17 protein-coding genes and 4 tRNA genes are annotated in these 22,149 nt (G+C 44.8%); 9 read left to right on the plus strand and 12 right to left on the minus strand.

Annotated elements, in window-relative coordinates:
- The 8 genes from QNM16_RS25390 to murB all read right to left on the minus strand — a co-directional run.
- Positions 1-121: GTP-binding protein (locus QNM16_RS25390; protein ID WP_284023005.1), on the minus strand; the 121-nt coding region annotated here is incomplete at its 3' end.
- Between the two features lie 139 nt (positions 122-260).
- Positions 261-336, minus strand: a tRNA-Thr gene (locus tag QNM16_RS25395).
- A 12-nt stretch (positions 337-348) separates the two neighbouring features.
- Positions 349-423, minus strand: a tRNA-Gly gene (locus QNM16_RS25400).
- Between the two features lie 45 nt (positions 424-468).
- Positions 469-553: transfer RNA gene (locus QNM16_RS25405), tRNA-Tyr, on the minus strand.
- 43 nt (positions 554-596) lie between these two features.
- Positions 597-672: transfer RNA gene (locus QNM16_RS25410), tRNA-Thr, on the minus strand.
- A gap of 117 nt (positions 673-789) precedes the next feature.
- Positions 790-1,488 carry a type III pantothenate kinase gene (locus QNM16_RS25415; RefSeq protein ID WP_284023008.1) on the minus strand — a complete coding sequence of 233 codons (699 nt, stop codon included), beginning with the start codon at positions 1,486-1,488 and terminating at the stop codon, positions 790-792.
- Positions 1,488-2,483: a bifunctional biotin--[acetyl-CoA-carboxylase] ligase/biotin operon repressor BirA gene (gene birA / locus QNM16_RS25420; protein ID WP_284023009.1), complete on the minus strand. Its 996-nt coding sequence runs from the start codon at positions 2,481-2,483 to the stop codon at positions 1,488-1,490. Before birA ends, QNM16_RS25415 begins: the two co-directional genes overlap by 1 nt.
- Entirely contained in the window at positions 2,476-3,486 is a 1,011-nt protein-coding gene (gene murB, locus QNM16_RS25425; RefSeq protein ID WP_284023010.1) for a UDP-N-acetylmuramate dehydrogenase, read from the minus strand. Before murB ends, birA begins: the two co-directional genes overlap by 8 nt.
- Positions 3,487-3,615: 129 nt before the next feature.
- Here murB and QNM16_RS25430 point away from each other — a divergent pair, with 129 nt between their 5' ends.
- Positions 3,616-5,460, plus strand: coding sequence for a M1 family metallopeptidase (locus QNM16_RS25430; protein ID WP_284023011.1), 1,845 nt, complete (start codon positions 3,616-3,618; stop codon positions 5,458-5,460).
- 56 nt (positions 5,461-5,516) lie between these two features.
- Here QNM16_RS25430 and QNM16_RS25435 read toward each other — a convergent pair whose 3' ends face one another.
- Complete coding sequence (locus QNM16_RS25435; protein ID WP_284023012.1) at positions 5,517-6,116, minus strand: DUF2057 domain-containing protein; 600 nt, start codon at positions 6,114-6,116, stop codon at positions 5,517-5,519.
- A 155-nt stretch (positions 6,117-6,271) separates the two neighbouring features.
- Between QNM16_RS25435 and QNM16_RS25440 the strand changes: the two genes are divergently transcribed.
- The 5 genes from QNM16_RS25440 to QNM16_RS25460 all read left to right on the plus strand — a co-directional run bounded on the left by QNM16_RS25440 (position 6,272) and on the right by QNM16_RS25460 (position 17,116).
- Positions 6,272-6,643 carry a histidine triad nucleotide-binding protein gene (locus QNM16_RS25440; protein ID WP_046354251.1) on the plus strand — a complete coding sequence of 124 codons (372 nt, stop codon included), beginning with the start codon at positions 6,272-6,274 and terminating at the stop codon, positions 6,641-6,643.
- A 227-nt stretch (positions 6,644-6,870) separates the two neighbouring features.
- The gene (locus QNM16_RS25445) at positions 6,871-7,527 is read left to right on the plus strand and encodes a helix-turn-helix transcriptional regulator (protein WP_023400213.1); all 657 of its coding nucleotides are present in this window, start codon (positions 6,871-6,873) and stop codon (positions 7,525-7,527) included.
- Between the two features lie 179 nt (positions 7,528-7,706).
- Positions 7,707-9,866, plus strand: a complete 2,160-nt coding sequence (locus tag QNM16_RS25450) for an ATP-binding protein (RefSeq protein WP_237138623.1) — start codon at positions 7,707-7,709, stop codon at positions 9,864-9,866.
- Positions 9,867-10,133: 267 nt separating this feature from the next.
- Positions 10,134-13,454: an amidohydrolase family protein gene (locus QNM16_RS25455; RefSeq protein WP_284023013.1), complete on the plus strand. Its 3,321-nt coding sequence runs from the start codon at positions 10,134-10,136 to the stop codon at positions 13,452-13,454.
- A gap of 353 nt (positions 13,455-13,807) precedes the next feature.
- A complete protein-coding gene (locus tag QNM16_RS25460) occupies positions 13,808-17,116 on the plus strand; it encodes a methyl-accepting chemotaxis protein (protein WP_284023014.1) in 3,309 nt (1,102 codons plus the stop codon).
- Positions 17,117-17,145: 29 nt separating this feature from the next.
- On the opposite strand, the gene QNM16_RS25465 is transcribed toward QNM16_RS25460, so the two are convergent.
- A complete protein-coding gene (locus QNM16_RS25465) occupies positions 17,146-17,916 on the minus strand; it encodes a nitrilase-related carbon-nitrogen hydrolase (RefSeq protein WP_284023015.1) in 771 nt (256 codons plus the stop codon).
- Positions 17,904-19,043 (minus strand): methionine aminotransferase, encoded by a 1,140-nt coding sequence (locus QNM16_RS25470; protein WP_284023016.1) that lies wholly within the window; start codon positions 19,041-19,043, stop codon positions 17,904-17,906. The genes QNM16_RS25465 and QNM16_RS25470 overlap by 13 nt, the downstream gene beginning before the upstream one ends.
- Positions 19,044-19,139: 96 nt before the next feature.
- On the opposite strand from QNM16_RS25470, the gene QNM16_RS25475 reads away from it, so the two are divergent.
- From QNM16_RS25475 to QNM16_RS25485, 3 genes are read left to right on the plus strand one after another with little or no spacing between them, the layout of a single operon-like run.
- Complete coding sequence (locus QNM16_RS25475) at positions 19,140-19,757, plus strand: methylthioribulose 1-phosphate dehydratase (protein WP_063360002.1); 618 nt, start codon at positions 19,140-19,142, stop codon at positions 19,755-19,757.
- Positions 19,754-20,422, plus strand: a complete 669-nt coding sequence (gene mtnC, locus QNM16_RS25480) for an acireductone synthase (protein ID WP_284023017.1) — start codon at positions 19,754-19,756, stop codon at positions 20,420-20,422. Before QNM16_RS25475 ends, mtnC begins: the two co-directional genes overlap by 4 nt.
- A gap of 14 nt (positions 20,423-20,436) precedes the next feature.
- Complete coding sequence (locus tag QNM16_RS25485) at positions 20,437-20,979, plus strand: 1,2-dihydroxy-3-keto-5-methylthiopentene dioxygenase (RefSeq protein WP_284023018.1); 543 nt, start codon at positions 20,437-20,439, stop codon at positions 20,977-20,979.
- 52 nt (positions 20,980-21,031) lie between these two features.
- Here QNM16_RS25485 and mtnA read toward each other — a convergent pair whose 3' ends face one another.
- The gene (mtnA, locus tag QNM16_RS25490) at positions 21,032-22,039 is read right to left on the minus strand and encodes an S-methyl-5-thioribose-1-phosphate isomerase (RefSeq protein WP_284023019.1); all 1,008 of its coding nucleotides are present in this window, start codon (positions 22,037-22,039) and stop codon (positions 21,032-21,034) included.
- Positions 22,040-22,149: the final 110 nt, after the last annotated feature.

Below are 22,149 nucleotides of genomic sequence, written 5' to 3' on the forward strand. Positions count from 1 at the left end.
CGTATACTTTTGCAAGTACGTTAGTGATTGCTGCTGTTAGAGTTGTTTTACCGTGGTCAACGTGGCCGATTGTACCTACGTTTACGTGCGGTTTCGAACGTTCAAACTTTTCTTTTGCCATGACGGAACCTATAAGTTTTTGTGTATCTAGATTACATATAAAAATAATCCACGCGCGCGCGCGGGGACTATGTTTATTCTTTACAATTATAAATGTTTTTGTGACAAATCAAAGGAAGTATTTGGGAAGATCCGGAGACTGGTGCTGATAGGCAGATTTGAACTGCCGACCTCACCCTTACCAAGGGTGCGCTCTACCAACTGAGCTATATCAGCACACCAGAAATCTGGAGCGGGCAGCGGGAATCGAACCCGCATCATCAGCTTGGAAGGCTGAGGTAATAGCCATTATACGATGCCCGCTTTAGGAACCTGTTCTTAACTACCTCAGAACCGTCAAGAATAAAGTGGTGGAGGGAGCTGGATTCGAACCAGCGAAGGCTGAGCCGTCAGATTTACAGTCTGATCCCTTTGGCCGCTCGGGAACCCCTCCACATAAAAATTCTTTTCTAAAGCGTGTTCTAAATCTTGAAAAATGGTGCCGACTATCCGAGTCGAACGGATGACCTACTGATTACAAGTCAGTTGCTCTACCAACTGAGCTAAGTCGGCACTGCTTTAGTACGGGGCGAGATATTAGAGCAACCGCTGACACTATGCAACAGTTAAATCAAAAAAAATCGCAATTTCTTGTTTAAATGCTCATATTTACAACAAAAACTCTACTATTTAATCGTTTTGTTGATATTTGCGCCAATAAATCAGCCCTTGCATGACCAAGTCATCAAAATAGATACCTTTAGGATCAAGGTGTTGCTGAATAAGCTCGCCATATCCACCCGCATAAATGAGCTGTACTTTTTCACCCATTTGCGTCACTGCACGCTCGGCCAGTGCAACAGTCGCACTCAGCGCTGCATTTTTTACCGCATTGGGCGTATTGGTCCCCAGCTTTGTATCGAAAAGCGTATGCGTATCACTGAATACTTTTTGTGTATTGGCCACCAAGCTGTCGATCATCATATCTAATCCAGGCAAAATCCACCCCCCTTGGTGCTGACCCGTCGCATCCAAGACATCGACTTTAGTCGCTGTTCCTGAGTCAACAATCACACAAGCTTGGTTGGGAAACAAATGAAAGCTGGCAACCACGGTAAGCCAACGATCTATGCCTAAGTTTTTAAATTCTGCATACGCACATTTTAGTGCGCCTAAAGTAGGTGAGACTGAAGCAAATAGATAAGGCACTTGATGAGACTGGGCTTGTTGCAATATCGGCGTTAAGTCCTCGTTACTGCCGACTTGCGCTATCAAGACTTCATCGATTTTGTGCCAAGGCACTTGCGCTTCATTAATAAGCACAATCTCACCTTGCAACTCAGTTGCAACTTTCACGGCGGTATTACCAACATCAACGAGCAAACGCATCACGACTCCTTACGCAGTGAAATTTCACCACCATAATAAGTTTTACGCTCACCATCTTGGCGCAAGATTAAACCGCCTTGATGGTCAATGCCCTCACAGATCCCCCGCCACTGCCTTTGCCCGGTACTTAAACTGACTACTTGGTCACGAAACGCATTCAACGCATTCCATTGTGCGACCATGTCACTTAAGCCATTTTTTTGATACATATGAAGGCGCTTTTGCAAACATAGGGTCAACACTACGGCCAACTGATTTTTATCTATCTCTGATACATGCTGACTTAAATCAGTCCAAGCTTGGTCAATATGTTGAGCAGCACTGTTTGGCATAGCCACGTTTAAACCAATACCAATCACCAGATGACATGGCCCTTCCATTTGCCCATCAAGCTCTACTAACACACCCGCCAACTTATGCTCATTAATATAAATATCATTTGGCCATTTAAGCTGTACACCCAAATCATACAATGCGCTCAGTGCGTCATGTACAGCCAATCCCACTGCCACAGACACGCCCATGGCCGCCTGCATACCGTCCTCAAAATGCCAGTAATAACTGTAATATAAATTGGCACCAAACGGAGATTGCCATTGCCTGCCGCGTCGACCTCGACCAGCTTGTTGCATTTCTGCCACCAGCACCTGCCCTGATGTTAACGCCGCGTCTTTAGACTGAATACGGCGCATCAGCTCACTGTTGGTCGAGTCAATGATGGGCTGCACTTCTATGTGACAAGGTTTATCGGTCAACGCCTGCCAAACCGGTATGATTTTACTTTGATCTAGTAATGGTAAGCTATGATTTAAGCGATACCCTTTGCCAGTGACTTTAAAAATATCAATACCCATATCTTGCAATGATTTTATATGCTTTGAAACAGCAGCACGGCTTATCCCCAGCTGCTCTCCCAATGCCTGACCAGAAATAAAATGATCTCGGCTCAGCGCACTTAATATTGCTAATTTATTTCCAACAGGTGCTTTAACCATGCATGCCCCCAACTGAGTGTTCTCCTTGCGCTGCGATCAGACGCACTTCAGGCATTAACGCAACCGCAAACTTACCCCATACCGACTGTTGAATATGCTCAATCATGGCGAGTAATTCAGTGCCATCACCCTGTTGGTCATTGACCAGTACCAGTGCTTGCTTGTCATACACGCGGATACCACCAATACGATGGTCTTTTAAACCGGCTTGCTCAATCAACCACCCAGCGGCCAGTTTCACTTTGCCCTTTGTGACCGGGTACATTGGCATATCAGGGTATTGCTCTTGCAATGTATCGACTAATTGCGCTTCAACAACTGGATTTTTAAAGAAGCTACCCGCATTGGCGCACACTGTTGGATCAGGCAATTTACTGCGTCTTATTTGTATCACTCGATCAGCCACTAATTGTGGACTAACAGACTGTCCCTGCAACGCTTTCAATGGTCCATATGCCAATATCGGTTGCCACTGCTTGGGGAGTTTAAGCGTGACCTCCGTGATCACAAATTGGCCTTGCAATGGCCCTTTAAAGACCGAGTCACGATAACCAAACTGGCACTGAGCTTTATTAAGCTGTACAAAATCTCGCTTTGCAATATCAAAGCCTGTTAGTGAGTCAAAGACATCAGCCAGCTCCACACCATAAGCGCCGATATTTTGCACCGGTGCTGCACCGACGGTACCAGGTATTAATGCCAGATTTTCAAGCCCGCCTATGCCCATATTCAGTAATTTGATCACCAATTGATGCCAGTTTTCACCTGCGGCGACACGCACATGATAATGCAGCTCGGTTTCGGAGATCTCGATACCACGATTTGCTATCTGTAGTACGCTGCCTTGGAAATCTTCTAAGAAGACGCAGTTACTTCCCTCTCCCAAAATAAAGAAAGGTGGTTCAAAATCTATTTCTTTTAACTGCTCTGGCGCCTCAACCACCACCAATTTTTGGCAATGAGAAGGCAAAGCAAACGTATGTAAGGACTGCAAAGCGTGCACAGAAAGCACCTATAAACTACCAATTATTCCTCTTAGTTTACCTGATTGATTCCACTAACGCATCCAAGTGCCATTTACGCTGTGAAGTGGTATAACAATGCGGATACTCAATCATGAGCAAGGATAAAAATGAAACTCTCAGCCTTAACATTCGGCCTCACATTGGCAGGCCTCTCTCATACTGTTTTGGCGGCAGATGCCGTCGACGAGCATACTTTTGCAAACCTAAAAGACGTAGTAAGCACGCACTTACACCTAGACCTTGATATCGACTTTGAAGACAAGCAACTCGAAGGGTTTGTTGAGCACACTCTAGCATGGCAAAACAGCCATGCTCGTACACTGGTACTGGATACCCGCGATCTTGAAATAGATAAAATCCTCTATCAATCACCACAGGGAAAATGGCTACCCGCACAGTTCACGCTCGCACCGCGCAGTGGGGTGAAAGGCGCTAAGCTCACCATCCAATTCAAGCACCAAGCGAGCAAAGCACGAATTTACTATAACAGCTTACCACAAGCATCTGGCTTACAGTGGTTAACGCCAGTGCAGACTGCAAGTAAAACTCACCCTTTCATGTACAGTCAATCTCAAGCAATCCATGCAAGAAGTTGGATCCCAGTACAGGATACTCCCGCAATGCGCACCACCTATACAGCACGTATTCAGACACCTAAAGATGTCCGTGCAGTCATGAGTGCTGATAACTCCGAAGCATTTGTGAAAGATGGTGACTACTGGTTCGACATGCCACAGGCTATTCCACCTTATTTAATCGCCATTGGTGCCGGTAACCTTGAATATAAAGAAATGTCTCATCAAACGGCAATATTCGCAGAGCCGCAAATTCTCGATGCTTCTGTAGCGGAATTTAACGACACACAAGCCATGATAGATAAAACCAATGCCATGTATGGTGAATACGCATGGGGTCGCTATGACTTGCTTATGTTGCCACCGAGCTTTCCATTTGGTGGTATGGAAAACCCGCGTTTGTCATTTATTACGCCAACCGTAGTTGCAGGTGATAAAAGCCTCGTTAACTTAATAGCTCATGAACTGGCGCACTCTTGGTCAGGTAACCTAGTGACAAACGCGACTTGGGAAGATCTATGGCTCAATGAAGGTTTTACGTCTTATGTTGAAAACCGCATCATGGAAGAGGTGTTTGGTCGTGACCGCGCTGTGATGGAGCAAGCGCTAGATGCAGCTGGTCTACGCGCGCAGCTCAAAAACATTCCTTTACCGGATACACGATTAAACTTAAAACTCAATGGTCGCGATCCCGATGATGCCTTCAGTAAAGTGCCTTATATCAAGGGCCAATTATTCCTTATTTATTTAGAAGAAAAATTTGGTCGTGAAAAATTTGATGTGTTCGTTAAAGGTTATTTTGACGCTTATGCATTTAAGTCTCTGACCACAGCAGAATTTGTTCAATACCTTGATAAGCACTTATTGCAAAAGCATCCGGGTATCGTTTCATTAGAAAAAGCCAAAGAATGGATCTATCAACCGGGCTTACCAGCCGATGCGCCAGATCCAACCTCTGATGCTTTCAATCAGGTTGATAGCCATATGCAAGCTTGGCTTAGTGGTAGCAAGTCTCTAAATACATTGCCTACCAGCAACTGGACGGTGCATGAGTGGCTGCACTTTTTAAATAACCTGCCAAGAGATCTAGCTTTGGACAAGATGGCAGCACTGGACAGCGCATTTAATCTGACTAATTCAACGAATGCTGAATTAGCATTCGCATGGTATATGTTGGCAGTTGGCAATGGCTATGAGGCTATTTACCCTGCACTAGATGCGCACCTAAGTGGCATTGGCCGACGCAAACTTATCGTTCCTTTATACAAAGCACTGGCAAGTACTGACAAACGTGATTGGGCCTATCGTGTTTATCAAAAAGCACGTCCGGGATACCACCCATTAGCGCAAGGTACTGTTGACGCTATATTTGAATAAGTTCCGGCGGAGATAAGGCAATGCTTTATCTCCGCATGCTTTTTTACGCTTGTTCGTTAGCGCTGTGCATCAATGGTCGTTAAAAACGCAGCACGTTGCTCAGGCGTTGCCTGTTGCCACCAAAACTCCAACATAGATACGGCATCGGGCTTGCCAGCACTGGGCGCGACTTGTTCCACTTTCTCTTTTATTTGAGTGGATGGTTTTACCGGCGTAGGCGCTGACTCGCGGACGACAGGTACGGGCGCTACGACAGTCTGTGCGTTCACTTGCTTCGCTACGACTTTACTGCCTTTTTCTGGCTGCAGCCAAATTTTTGGTGACTTGGCAAAAGCTCGCGCTTGCTCAACATTATCGATTGGCTGTAAACGTACTTGATAATCATCATCTGTGATGCTTACTTCCACCCAAAATGGCTTTGAGTCCACGACCTCATGCTCATCATAATCGAGTTCAAATAAGTCTGAATACTTCACTTTTATACGATAAACACCCGCAGACAAGTCTAAAGTTCGGACTTTGTTAAAAAATGAGTGCTCTATTTCACGATCATTGACCTGCAATGGCAGCAATTCTTCTGGGAAATTTACTTCCCCAGCAACAGAAAAACCACTATAAAGTGCTATAAATATTCCAAATATACTAATTTTCTTCATATTTCCTCTTTATTTGATTGCTACCTTGGTAGTGAAAGGTATTTGTGCCAAATTTAGTTACAATTATGAACAAGCGTCAGTTGTAATTTCCCTTGTATCTTGTTGAGTCCACGCTATGCTGAACAGCTAAACTAACGTATATAAGGATAAAAGTAATGGCCCAAGAAACGATTTTTACAAAAATTATTAATCGTGAAATACCTGCAGATATTGTGTACGAAGACGAAAAGGCACTTGCGTTTAAGGATATTAATCCTCAAGCACCTTTTCATGTATTGGTGATACCAAAGCAGCCAATCGCAACAATTAACGACGTAAATGAAGAAAATGCACACTTAGTTGGGCATTTACACTTGGTAGCGTCTAAACTTGCGAAAGAGCACGGATTTGCTGAAGACGGTTATCGCGTTGTAATGAACTGCAACAATGATGGTGGACAAACCGTATACCACATTCATCTACATGTATTAGCTGGACTTGAAATGGGCTGGCCTCCGTACCAAAGTAGGAAAAAAGTAGTATCTTAAATTATTCTTTGTTAAAAAATGTAATTAACTAAGCTATTACTCTACTAAAATAAATTAATAATATAATCAACAAGTTGAAGCTTTCACAAAATAAGGGCGTTTACAAAATAGGCTGTTGTGCCAAACTTTATATTGTAATGTTCTTTTTATTGATGAAATTTCTAATACAAAAGGTCTGATTCACGTGTTAGCATTGCGTTATCAGACAGAATGAGAGTGTTTTTCAAATGAGCAGTACTGCATTTTTATTGCTAGATAAAGAGCCTATCAACACGATAGGAATAAACGTTTTACAGCCCCTGTTAAAAACGCAAGGGTTAGACGTCGTCACAGGAACTGATATTTCCGAAGTACCTGAAGATACTCGGTTGCTTTTTATTGAAACAGCAGTCAATGATGCATGGGGCAAACTGAAAGAGCAGTTAGTTAACCTCAAAGTAAGTTGCGACATCGTGCTGTTCAACTTAGATGAAAACCCTGAGTTGGCTAATCGTGCATTGCTAAGCGGTATTCGCGGGGTGTTTTACACCACAGACAATGCAGACGTCCTGATGAAGGGGATCCGCTTACTGATGGAAGATCAGTTGTGGTATCGCCGTGAGATTATGTGTAACGCGTTGAATCGCATGCTGCAATTCAACAAAGATGCTTTGCACAAGCTGACTGAAGGTGACATCGAGCCAGTTAAGCTCACTAAACGAGAAAAAGCAATTATCTCTCTAATGAGTAAAGGTGCTAAGAACAAAGAAATTGCAGAAGATTTGAATATCAGCCCGCACACGGTTAAAACACACTTGTATAGTGCATTTCGTAAAACCAAATGCCGTAACCGTATCGAGCTGTTGTCTTGGGCACAGCAAAACATCCCAGACGAAATACGCTAATACTCACTCGAGTACACTTGCAAATTCTGTAAAAAAGCATGCACTTAGCATGCTTTTTTGTTTTCTTCCTAACATTTAATCAATTCACTTACCATCTCATTATTTTCTCGGCTCATTGCTTTACTGCACTTAGTCTTCGCTCTATCCTAGGTACGTCTATTAATTGTTAACAAAGCCCTATGTTGGACCATAAAACCCTGTATGTAGCCAGTGCAGCCATGACGGCGATGATGACGCTGATCAATTATTTAACTTGGCGTGCCAACAAAAATACGCCAGGTGTACTGTTATATATTTTTTACCCGCTCATTTTATTTGCAGCGATCTCAATGTTTGCACTACACAGCTTTTTGTCTCAGTGGCAGACAATTGGGATTGCCAATACCTTATTATTTTTGGCATCCATCATACATTGTTGGGCAATTAGTCAGTTTTTAGGTCAGCGGGGTATTGAGTTCCGAACTTATTTATTTGCGACCTTGGCCTTGCTGTCCGCACTGATCTATTACGCCATGGTCGACGATAATTTGCGAAAGCGCATTCTAATCTCTGACTTGCAACATATCGTCGAAGCCATATTGCTGAGCTATTACTTTATCCGCTATGCCCGTAAGCAATACCCTAATGGCAGCATCGTCTATTTAATTGTTTTGAGCTTTATATTCACCGCCTTTATTGGCCGCTCGCTGTTTATGGGCGACATTGACCAAGTGTCTTTGTTTGTCGACCCTTGGTTTTCAATTGCGATATTTTTCAATGGCGTACTCGCCCCCATATTTTATGCAACCGGTATGGCACTGCTGTGCAACGAGCGACGGGAGCTAAACCTCAATAAATTAACGGAAAAAGCACAAAAAGACCTCGAAATTCGCGGCTTATTTTTATCCACCATCAGCCACGAGATCCGCACCCCATTGAACGGTATTCTAGGCAGTGCACAGCTGGTCCTTAACCGCAGTCATGATCAACATAGCAAAGCCTATTGCGAGGCCATCATCAATTCGGCTGAATCACTCAACTTATTGATAGATAAAGTACTCGATTATGCCAGTTTAGATCAAAGTGACGAAGTGCTCTCTTCCGAAGATGTTGAATTAAAAAGCTGGCTCGATAACCTCTGCTTACTAATGAGCCCACTGGCCGAGCAAAAGAAACTCACTTTTACCTTACTTTATGATTTGCCAGACCAAGTTTGCTACTACTGCGACCAACAAAAACTGCGGCAAATTTTGCTTAATTTAGTGGGTAACGCCATCAAATTCACCGACAAAGGCGAGGTCAAGCTGCGCGTAGAATTACTCGAAGAAGCCAATATGTCTCATATTGTGCGCTTCAGCGTCGTCGACTCAGGCCCGGGTATCGAAGAGGAAGATATCGACAAGCTGACCGAACCTTATGTGCAGAGTAACGCTGGGAAAACCAAAGGCGGAACAGGTCTTGGCCTTGCTATCACTGCGCGCTTGCTGAGTAAGTTAGGTAGTCAGCTTGAAATTATCAGTGAGCTTGGTAAAGGCAGTTCATTTAGCTTTGATGTGAGCCTGCCCGTCGGCGAACTGAGTTTAGTCGAACAGCGTCATCACAACCCAGAATACCCGACCGGACTCTCTGTGCTATTAGTGGAAGACTTGGATCTTAACCGTAAAATTGCCATCGAGTTTATGGCTGCGGACGAGCATAAGATCAAACTCGCGTACGATGGCTCAAGTGCCATTGAGCACCTCAAAGAACATGTCTTCGATGTGGTCTTATTAGACATGAACTTGCCTGATTTTACAGGGCAAGAAGTACTGAGGCATTTACAAACTATCGAGCACAAAAACAAACGTACACCGTTTTTGGCCTTTACCGCCAGTTTAAGCCCAGAAGAAATCAAAGAATATCTTTCTCTTGGTATCAAAGATGTGGTGGGCAAGCCCATCAAGCAAGAAAAACTTCGCCAAGCCATCAGTGATTCACAAAAAGCGCAAAAGCCAGATATGCGCGTTGAACTCAGTGACACACTATACGACGACACTGCAGTTAACTCTCTGAAGAGCGGTTTCAGCGAAGATGAAGTCTCATCTATTTATAACGAGTTTGTTCTATCTGCACGAAATAAGTTAATCCATATTCAGCAGCTTCTCAGTGAAGATGAAGAGCAATGCATTAAATCACTGCACCGCCAAGCTAGCACCGCACTGCAACTTGGCTTTAATCGCTATGGATTAGCACTGAAGAAAATCGAACGTCGCTTACTAGATGGTAAGTCTTGCGATGATGATTTAACGCAAGCGATGGCCTTGTGGCAAAAGAGCCTCGAAGCCTATTTGCAATTTGTCCGCCAGCAAACGCTCAATTAACCCTATCGGCGCAGCATTCAATCATGAATGCTGCACCTACTGTGAAAAAATCCCCCCACTAAAGAATACTTTTCAGTGTGAACAGCCAAAGTTTGTATAAAAATACTGCAAAACTGCCGCATTTGAGCGCACTTTTATCGCCACCTTGTCGACTTTAGTCAAAAAATTCGCCATTCTACGCGGGTAAATAAAAATTAGCTCACAGCAAGACAAGAAACCAACACTCAGCGACAGACTGAGACTTGGCTTAAAAAATAGGAATACACCATGGCACTATTTAAATCACCGATTGCCATTGCTATCGGTGCCGCATTGATCGGCTTAAGTACACCAGCACTCGCCTCCGCTGGTGCACAAGACACTACAGCAAAATGGGATGTGCTTGCACCTCCTGGTGAAAAGCAAACAATCACCATAGACACCAATGAAACCACGTGGAGTAATGTGGATGTAAGCCCAGATGGCAAGCACGTTATCTTCGACATGTTAGGTGATATTTATGTCATGCCAATCTCTGGCGGTAAAGCAACTGCAGTGACTGCGGACCGCGCATGGAACTTCCAGCCGAAGTTTTCACCGGATGGCAAACATATCGCGTTTATTTCTGATCGTGCTGGTGCTGAGAATCTGTGGGTAATGGATATTAATGGCGACAACATGCGTCAGGTGTCTGATGAGTCACACAACCTTTTACACAACCCTGCTTGGTCTCCGGATGGTCAATATATCGCAGTCAAACAAGGTCAGGTAACAGGACGTACTATTCCAGGTGGTTCGATTCGTATGTACCACATTTCAGGTGGTAAAGGCGTATTAGTGCGTGAAAGACTACATGGCGCAAAATCACAGAAAAACATTGCTGAGCCAGCTTTCTCTGTGGACGGTAAAAAGATCTACTATTCAGTCGATGCCACGGCTGGTGTGCAATGGCAATACAATAAAAATGCTCTGACATCTGTATTTGAGATCCGCTCATGGGATTTAGCGACAGGGGAAGAAGAAACGGTGATCCGTGGTGCCGGTGGTGCAATTCGCCCAACGCCAAGTCCAGACGGTAAATCGATTGCGTTCGTAAAACGTGAAGACAATGGCGAGAAAATGATCAGCGCTTTGTATGTCAAAGATTTAAAGTCAGGCATTGAAACACAAATTTTCACCGGTCTTGATCGCGACTTGCAAGAAGCCAATGGCGCGCAAGGTAATACTCCAGCGTTTGCTTACACACCTGATGGCAAAGCCTTAGTATTTTGGTCTGGTGGTGTCTTCCATAAAGTAGACATTGCAACTAAGCAGGCACAAGTTATTCCAACACGCGTAGTGGCGGAAAAAGAAATCACCCCTGCCCTAAAATTTGCTGTAGACGTTGCCCCTGATAACTTTAAAGTCAAACTGGCACGTTGGTCACAAATTTCACCAGACGGTGAAACAGCGCTATTCCAAGCGCTAGGTCATTTATACATCAAAGACATTGAATCAGATAAAGTACGCCGTGTTACTAAGCAAAACGATCACTTTGAGTTTTATCCAAGCTACTCTCGTGATGGTAAATACATTGTATACACCACGTACGATGACCAAGAACTAGGTAGTATTCGTATCGTTTCTGCAAAAGGCGGAAAAGGTCGCGTCATTACGCAAGAGCCAGGTCACTACACTTCACCTAGCTTCTCGCCAGATGGTAAAAAAGTACTGTTCAAAAAAGTCACTGGTGGCTACCTACTCAGCGGTGACTGGTCAATGCACCCAGGTATCTATATCGTTGATGCCAAAGGCGGTGAAGCGAAACGTATCGTAAAAAGCGGTGACAACCCACACTTTGGTGCTAACCCAGAGCGTATTTACTTCTCAGTTGCTAGCAGTAGCACCAGCAGAGAGCTAAAAAGTGTTGATTTAAACGGTCATGAAGAGCGTAGTCACTTCAAAGGCGAATTCATCTTTGATTATAAAGTCTCGCCAGATGGCAACTATGTTGCATTTATCGAGCACTTCAACACCTTTGTCGCCCCATTCACTAGCACAGGTAAAACACTGTCAATTAATAAAGGTGGTAAAGCCTTCCCAGTGAAACAAGTGTCAAAATACTCTGGCGACTTCTTAAACTGGAAAGCAGACAGTAGCGCATTAACTTGGGCATTTGGTCCAAACCTATATCAGCGCAAACTCACAGATACTTTCTCATTTGTTGACAATGCATCTGATAACCTAGATGAACTAACTGCAGAAGGCATTGATCTGAGCTTCGAGCAGCCTTCAGACAAGCCAAAAGGCTTGTTAGCACTGGTTGGTGGTAAAGTCGTGACAATGCGTGATGCTGAGAATCAACAGGAAATCATCGAAGACGGTGTGGTACTGATTGAAGATAACCGCATTATCGCCGTAGGCGCTCGCAGCGACGTAACTATTCCAAGTGCAGCGAAAGTAATGGATATCAAAGGCAAAACCGTGATCCCTGGTTTAGTCGATGCCCATGCTCACGGCAGCTACGGCAGCCATAACTTGCAACCTGAGCAAAACTGGAACCAGTTCTCCAACGTTAGCTTTGGTGTCACGACCATTCATGATCCATCAAATAACTCTAACGAAGTATTCTCGATGGCAGAGCTACAACGTGCAGGTTTGACAGTCGCACCACGTATTTACTCTGTGGGTCGTATCTTATATGCAGGTGAAGCACCTGGTTACAAAACCCCAATCAACAACTTAGAAGATGCCCAGTTCCACGTTAAGCGTTTAAAAGACGCTGGCGCAATTTCGGTGAAAAGTTATAACCACCCTCGCCGTGATACTCGCCAACAAGTGCTAGAAGCCGCAAAGCAAATGGAAATCATGGTGGTACCTGAAGGTGGCTCAAAGTTCCAGCAAAACATGAACATGATCATCGACGGTCACACGGGCCTTGAACACGCATTGCCAATTCCAAATATCTATTCAGATGTCACGCAAATGTGGAGCCAAACTGAAGCAGGCTTTACACCAACTTTCAACGTGGCATATGGTGGTATTAAAGGTGAAGACTACTTCTACAACACAACCAATGTGTGGGAAAATGAGCGCCTGATGAGCTTTGTGCCAGAGTATGTTGTGAAACCAATGTCTATCCGTCGTGAAAAAGCGCCTGAGCACCACTATAACCATATCAATGCCGCGAAATCAGCGAAACAACTGCGCGATAAAGGCGTAACCGTGCATATAGGTGCGCATGGTCAACGTGAAGGCTTAGGTGCACACTGGGAGTTATGGTCAATGGCACAAGGCGGGTTTACGCCTTGGGAAGCTCTGCGCAGTGGTACGATTGATGGCGCAAGATACTTAGCAATGGACCATGACATTGGTACTATTGAAAAAGGTAAGCTTGCGGATCTGGTTATCATCGATGGTGATGTACTGAACGACATCCGTGAGTCTGAAAAAGTGACTTACACCATTTTAAATGGACGCGTCTATGATGCTGCAACCATGAATGAAACCGGTAATTACCAGCGTAATCGTCAGCCGTTTTTCTTTGAGAATGGTAACAAAACGCCAATGCACCCAGATACTGAAGCGTATATGGAAGAAAAAGCGCATAAGTATCACTGGAAACATTGATAACTACTTTTCGTAAAAATTTAAGAAGCAGCGCACGCTGCTTCTTTTTTATCTTTATCAGCATCATCAAAAATTCACACTGTCTTTTTATTTCATCTTTCTTATTCATGCAATAGCGCAATCGCAGCACTATCAAGCGATGCTGTCTTGTATTTATTTTTTTGTGCAAGTTAAAGAAACACCTAGCGCCTAGATCTTACTGAGAACTGTTCTACACTAAGCTTAAATCTGTATGTTTATTAGCCACAATTTTTTTAGGGTTATACCTGCTTGGCCAATAATCTGTTCACAGTGCAATGCAGCAAACAGGCATCATACTGATGTCAGAAATACAAGGATCGGAGGGCAATTTTATGTCTCGCATACACCAATTTTTAAAATCACTCGATCTCGCAAAAAAGCTCATGGCCGCTTTTTTACTTGTCGCCCTCATCCCCGCCACTGTCATCATTACTTTTTCTCTTATTCAAGCTTCCAATACCATCAGTGAACAGGTTTATGCCCAACTGGGTGCCGTGGGTAAAGTCAAAAAACGCGCCATAGAAAGGCATTTTAAAACAGTTGAAGACAAGCTTCACGCCTTAGCCATCAACCCCTACCTGATACAAGCAACACAAGACTTGCTCGATGGCTTTGACGAAACGCAAGCGGCCCAAACCATTCCTAGTAACCTACAACAGTTTTATCAAAACGCCTTTTTACCTCGCTTTGAACAGCAAACAAATAGTAAGGTCGCGCTCAATTCATTACTAGACTCACTCTCTGGTCAGGGCATGACATTGCAGGCACGCTATTTAGCAGATAATCCCCACCCAATCGGTGAGAAAGATGCACTGAACGCCACAGGGCATTTAGATGCCTATGATCTTGCACACCAGCGCCACCATGAATTTTTCCGCGAGATCACTGACGTTTACCAACTTTATGATATTTTTATCGTCGACAATTACAGCGGCAATATTGTGTACTCAGTATTTAAAGAAGTCGACTTCGCGACTTCTTTGAGTACAGGCCCATATGCCAATAGCAGTATCGCCGACGTATTTAATCGCGCCCTAATCGAACAAGACCAAATGCTATTTGCAGACTATGAGCCATACTTGCCCTCATTTAATGCGCCCGCAAGCTTTGTAGCCATGCCACTGGATTTTGATGGTATTTCTCAAGCCACCTTAATTTTTCAACTTTCCATTGACGCACTGAACGACATCATGAGTGAGCGCCATGGGCTAGGAGAAAGTGGTGAAACCTACCTTGTTGGCCCCGACGGGTTAATGCGCTCTGACTCTTACTTAGACCCTATTAACCATTCTGTTGTGGCTTCTTTTGCAAACCCGGATAAAGGCACCATCGCAACAGAGTCCTATCAATTAGCTATGCAAGGGCAGCAAGGACAAAAAGTCGTCACCGACTACAATGGTAACCCAGTTCTCTCCGCTTACAGCGACTTACAAGTATTTGATGTGAGATGGGCCCTTTTAGCAGAAATTGACGAAGCTGAGGCATTTGCCCCAGTCGGCGCGCTGCGCCAAACTATGGCGATTGTCATGCTCGTGAGTATTGGCGTAATTTTGTTAACCGCTCTTTGGTTTGCCAGAAGCCTGGCTCGCCCCGTGCACAATTTAGTCAGCACTATGCGCGAAGTGCAAACGCGAGGGGATTTTTCGCTGCGTGCTGAAGTCAGCTCCCGAGATGAGATTGGTCAAAGCGCACAGGCCTTTAATTCCCTGCTCGATGCCTTGCAGCTTTCCATTTCCGAAGCGAACCGTGTACTCAATCAAATGGCCAAAGGCAAATTCAACGATCGGATAAGCGTGCCGTGTAATGGCGAGCTCAAAGAGTTAAAAGAAGCCACCAATGAGTGCTCCTCCAGTTTGCAAACCGCATTAACAGAGATCAACTTGGTCATGCAAGCAATGGCCAAAGGACGATTTAATCAACAGATCACTGCTCCGCTCAGTGGCGACTTAGATATGTTAAAAACCAATATAAACAGTTCTGTGATCTCTATTGACGACACCATGAACGATATTGTCAATGTCATGAGTTGTGTTGAAAAAGGAGAATTTAAGCAGCAAGTCACTGTCGAAGCGCGCGGCAGTTTGGCCCGCTTAAAAGACAGTGTGAACAACTCTATACAGGCATTGAGTGGCGCCATTGATGAACTCAGCTTAACTATGAGCGCCATCAGTAATGGAGACTTTTCGAAACGGATAACCCACCCACTGTCCGGTCAGCTCGCGCAATTGAAACATGACACCAACTTAAGTATGGATAATCTCGAAGCAATTCTTAAAGACATTGGCAATACCATGGCCGCGGTCAGTGAAGGCGACTTCAAACACCCAATAGAAGCATCAGCCAATGGCCAATTGGGACAATTAAAAGCCAATGTAAACCTGTCAATCGCAAGCTTGGATCAGGCCATCAGTGAAATTTCATCTGTTATGATGGCCATCAGTCATGGCCGCTTTGACCGCACGATACAAACGCCTTTAAAAGGGCAGCTTGCAACATTGCAAAACGACATTAATCATACCGTCAATAATTTAAGCCAAGTTGTCGAAGAGCTTGCCAGTGTCATGGCGGCGATGAGTGAAGGCGATTTTTCCCATAAAATCGAGTCCTCATTGCAAGGCCAGTTACTGCAACTAAAAGAGGATGTTAATAGTTCCATTGATACTATCTCTACCGCCATTCATGCTGTGACAGACAGCTTAAGTGCTATCGCAAGAGGGGATTTATGCACCTCAGTCCAAGGGCATTACCAAGGCGTATTTGCCACCTTGCAGCAAGACGTAAATACCACAACACACAAGCTCACACATGTCATTGAGAGTATTCAAAGCGCAGCAAGCTTGGTTGCTCACAGCACCGAAGAAATAGCCGCAAGCAATGCGGAGATCAGCCGACGTACCGAAGAGCAAGCAGCGAATTTAGAAGAAGCTAACGCGAGTACTGGGCACATTCTGGAGGAACTAACTCAAGTCGCTTTGCAATCAGAAACTGCGGTCGAGAAGTCACACAATGCAGAATATATCGCCAAAGAAGGTGGTACGCTATCACAAGATACCGTGCACGCCATTGGTGAAGTCAATGCAGCCAGCAAAGACATCAATGAAATTGTCTCTGTGATCGATGAACTGGCGTTTCAAACCAATTTGTTGGCATTAAATGCTGCCGTAGAAGCTGCCCGCGCAGGGGAGCATGGACGAGGCTTTGCAGTCGTCGCCAATGAAGTGCGCGAACTGGCTGGACGCAGTGCATCATCGGCAAAGCAAATCAAAGAGATCATTGCCAACAGCAACGATAAAGTGCAGCAAGGCACCACGCTCGCCAATAGCTCAGGTGAAAAACTCGGGCATATTGTGCAAGCCGTTGCAGATGTGAATCAAAACATTGTGAGTATCAATCGCTCTACTTTGACGCAAAAGCAAGCCATTGCAGAGGTCGATGTGGTGGTGCAAAGACTCACAGATCTGATTCAAGAAAACTCTGCCATCACCGAAGAGACCATGGCGGCTGCAAAACGTATGGCTGCCCAAGCAATGGAAATGAAAAACTTACTGGGGTACTTTACACTGCCAGACGATGATCATGCACAATCCTCTGAAGTGACCACACCTCAGCAAGCCCTATTGGTGCATCAATATAATGTCTAGTGATAGGGAGCAGCGTAAGCTGCTCCAATTTATAAAGTGAGGTCAAATGTATCCGCATCTAAATGTGCCGGAAACTGGCGTTTAAACTCAGCTAATTTGGCTTTATCGAGTGTAACTGTCACAACACCCGCAGTATCATCAGCGACGTGTGATATAGGCTGGCCTAAATAATCTAGTGCCACCGTGCCGCCGTTATGAGCGACGCCTTTGCCATCTTCACCAATGCGATTAGCAGCTAACACAAAGCACTGATTTTCAATCGCTCGAGCACATAATAATGTATCCCAAGCATGGCGTCTTGCCGATGGCCAGTTTGCGACATTCACCATCACGTCATAGTCATTTTTACTGCGCTGGAAGACCGGAAAGCGCAAGTCATAACACACTTGAGGCAATAGCTTAAAGCCTTTTATTTCAAAGATTTTTCGCTCGCTACCTTGTACTACGTGGTCCCCTTCATTGCCCAAGCAAAACAGATGGCGCTTATCGTAACTGCGCTCAGTACCATCTGGCCAAGTCCAGTAAAAGCGATTGGCTTTTTTACCTTTATGAGGCACCAACACAGAACCCGCGACAACACACTGCAAACGATTCGCCAGCTGTTGTATAAATGACCTCGCCTTCTCAGCTTGTTCATCAGTTGCCTGTTGTAATGCAAACCCAGTGGCAAAGGTCTCAGGCAGCAATAGCAAATCACTAGGAGGCACATCAGCAACCAGCTTTTCAATCGTTGCGAAATTCTGCTCTGGCGCTAACCAAGCAATATCATATTGCACTATATTTACGGTTAAAGTTGACATAATTTCTCCGCTGCAGCGATTAAGGTCTCGGTTTCTTTAGCAAAGCATAGGCGAATAATTCTATCGCCATTAGGCTTGTCATAAAATACACTTAACGGGATCGCCGCCACACCAATTTGCTCAACCAATTGCTGGCAAAAAGTCACATCATCTACGTCTGATATATCACTGTAATCCAGTAACAAGAAATACGTGCCTTCACTTGGCAGGATCTTAAAACGGCTTGTCGCCAGTGCCTCAACCAGTACATCACGTTTTTGTTGATAAAACAGCCCTAATTCATCCACATGTTCAGGTGCATCTCGCAGCATATCAGCCAAAGCCAATTGTGCAGGCGTAAAGCTTGAGAAGTTCACAAACTGATGGATTTTTCTAAACTCAACCGTCAAATTTGCAGGTGCAATACAGTAACCCATCTTCCAACCGGTACAGTGGAAGGTTTTACCAAAACTAGATACCACAAAGGCCCGAGCTGCAAGCTCAGAGTCACGTAAGACACTCAAATGCGGGGCATCATCAAAGGTAATATGCTCATACACTTCATCACTGATCAGATAAATATCATGCTTATTGAGCAGCGCTTTCAATGCATCGAGATCCGCTTGTTTCAGTGTTTTTGCACTTGGATTGTGGGGGCTATTAATAATAATCGCACGTGTTTTTTGTGTCACAGCTGCACTGACTTGTGTCCAGTCAATGGCATAATCTGGTGCACACAAAGGAATATGTATCGTGCGACCACCGGCCAGTTCAACCGCAGGGCGATATGAATCATACGCCGGGTCAAATACAATCACTTCGTCACCTTTGCGTACTAGCGCCTGAATCGCCACAAACAAAGCCTCAGTCGCACCTGCAGTGACCGTCACTTGTGCCGCGGCATCAATGTCTTGCTGATATCGACGCGCAACAAGTGCCGCAATCTCCTGCTGTAAAACTGGCAACCCAGGAGAGGGGGCATATTGGTTATATCCCGCTAACGTATGTGCTGACAGCGCATGTTTGAGCTGGCTTGATGTATCAAACTCAGGAAAACCTTGGGAGAGGTTCAGAGCACCATGCTCATTAGCAAGCCCTGTCATGGTAGAGAAAATACTGGTACCAACGTCTGGTAATTTACTTTCCATTTTGTAACTCTTTTGGTTATGGCGTAGGCGATAAAGCGATGCTATCATTGCCAAAGATAGAAGTATAGCCGTCCAAACCTCTTAGGATGATCGAATATGCAAACAAAGGCAGCAAAACAAGCGCTCATAGATGCTGGCCGTTGGGTTAGCCAACAAGGCTGGGTGCCCGCGACTGGCGGCAACTTTTCTATGAAAACCGATGATGGCTTTGTCGTCACCGCCAGCGGCTTTGATAAAGGCCACCTCACGCCAGAGCAGTTTTTAGAATTAGACCAGCATGGCCAAATCGTCTCAGGTGATGGTAAGCCCTCAGCTGAAACTGCCTTGCACCTCAAGTTATATGAGTTACAACCGCAAGCTGGATGTATCTTACACACGCACTCAGTCGCGGCGACTGTCCTGTCACGCTTTATACGCAGTAACCAGTTTTCAGTGACAGGCTACGAGATGCAAAAATCACTGTCTGGAATTAAAAGTCACCTAGATACGCTATCCATTGCCATCTTTGATAACGATCAGGATATTCCCGCATTGGCGGCACGGGTTGCCAAGCACCATGAAACATACCCAGTCACACATGGGGTTTTGATCCGTGGTCATGGTTTATATGCACTGGGCAACAGCATTTTTGAAACTCGCCGTCATATTGAGGGGCTAGAGTTCTTGTTCGCCTGTGAATTAGAGCGAATAAAATTAGAAGGAGCAGTAAAGTGATAAAAGCCATTCTCACTGATATTGAAGGCACGATTACCCGTATTTCATTCGTCAAAGACATTCTTTTCCCCTATGCCGCAAAGCACTTAGCTGATTTTGTTAAAGCATCGCAAGATGACCCTCAGGTGCGAGTTCAACTTGATGCCGTCAGAGCAGAAATCGCTCAGCCAGAAGCAAGTTTAGATACCGTGATAGACACCTTACTTGGCTGGATTGAAGCAGATAAAAAAATAACGCCACTTAAACAGTTACAAGGTTTGATCTGGCAAAATGGCTATCAACAAGGCGACTTTACAGGCCATATCTACCCAGATGCCCATGCCTATTTGACTGCACAGCATCAAGCAGGCACGGCACTGTATGTGTATTCTTCCGGCTCAGTAAAAGCCCAGCAACTGCTTTTTGCTCATTCAGATTATGGCGATATACGTGCCTTATTTAGCGACTATTTTGATACCCGAGTGGGTGCAAAGCAGCAATCTGAGTCTTATCACAACATAGTGCAAAGCCTGCCTTTTGAAGCAGCTGACGTCCTATTTTTAAGTGATGTCGTCGCGGAACTTGATGCGGCCAAAGCAGCCGGCCTACAGACTTTACAGCTGTGGCGCGATGATCAACCCAAAAGCACTCACCATGCTTTTATCACCAGTTTTGAGCATATTTAAAACGAGATACCGTCATGAGTTACTTACATATCTATCAAGAAGCGCAGCCACAAAAAGCGACGTTCCAAAGCGAAGAGGCAAGTATTATTGCTGAAAAACTGGCTGAGGTTGGGGTGCGCTTTGAGCAATGGCAAGCAACACAAGTATTAGCAAAAGAAGCCACTGAAGCCGATATCATTAACGCATATAGCCAAGATATCGAGCGCTTAAAAGCACAAGGGGGCTATCAAACCGTCGACGTCGTTGCACTACAAAAAGGTAATCCAAATGCGCCAGCGATGCGCGAAAAATTTCTTTTTGAACATACCCACAGTGAAGATGAAGTGCGCTTTTTTGTGGCCGGGTATGGACTATTCTGCCTGCATATCGCAGATAAGGTCTATCAAGTATTCTGTCAGCAAGGAGACTTGATCTCTGTGCCAGATCACACACCACACTGGTTTGATATGGGCAGCGACCCTGAATTCACCGCTATTCGCCTATTCAACAATACTGAAGGTTGGGTTGCCCAAGAGACAGGCTCAAGTATTGCCAAGCAATTCCCGCTTCTAGATTAACCCCTTACTCGCGAAATGCACAGCAGGATACTGCCCATGCCTGCTGTCATCATTATAAATTAATAAATTCCGGTGTGGTGTAAACACCACTATCAAACACCCACCCAGTCACCAACTTCGCTGGCGTTACATCAAAAGCAGGATTATACACTTCAGCCTCAGAAGGTGCCCACTGGCATTCACCAAAACTGCCACTCACTCCGGTCACCTCGCCCGCACTTCGCTGTTCAATTTCAATATCTCGACCGCTAGCACAGGCCGGGTCGAAGGTAGTTTTAGGTGCTACCACATAAAAAGGCACATTGTGAAAATGTGCTAACACAGCCAAATTATACGTGCCCACTTTATTTGCAAAATCACCGTTTGCCGCAACCCTGTCAGCCCCCACGAATATCTTATCGACCTTGCCCGCAGCCATTAAAGACGCAGCCATGCTGTCACACAATAAAGTATAAGGGATCTGCCAACGCGCAAGTTCATATGCGGTTAAACGGCCACCTTGTAATAAAGGACGCGTCTCATCTACCCAGACATGAATATCACCATGGCGCTGCATCGCTTGGAAAATCACACCCAGAGCCGTGCCAATTCCCGCTGTAGCGAGCGCCCCAGTATTACAATGGGTCAAAATATTATCACCGGCATTAACTAGATCCACCCCATGCTCAGCAATACGCGTACATAAAGCCACATCTTCTTCGAATAATTGTTCAGCGACAGTGACCACTTCGGTAACATTTTGCTCGCTATGTACCACCGCTCTAAGTCTGTCCATACAGTGTTTTAAATTTACCGCCGTCGGACGCGTGGCTTCCAAGTCGTCTATCGCATGAACTAAATCTTCCCGAGAACTCCCCTGTTCGGCAAGATAAGCAACCAACAAAGTCGCAGCTAAGCCAATTAAAGGCGCGCCCCGCACTTGTAAGTTATTAATAAGACCTTGCATTTCATTGACTGTTTGGCAGATATGCCAAACTTCTTGATGCGGCAACAAATATTGGTCAAGCACCTGCACTTTTCCATCTTGGTACTTCAAGCTTTGAGCGATTAAATCTTTCATGTTGATTAAAGGGTGTGCAATTCTAATTACTGCTCATTCTACATAAAGATCTAAAGATGTATAGACATCTAAACATTTAAAAATATAGAATGCCAAAAGTTACTTTAATT

Origin of the sequence: Pseudoalteromonas umbrosa (assembly GCF_030125375.1) — a bacterium.
GTDB classification, from domain to species: Bacteria; Pseudomonadota; Gammaproteobacteria; order Enterobacterales; family Alteromonadaceae; genus Pseudoalteromonas; species Pseudoalteromonas umbrosa.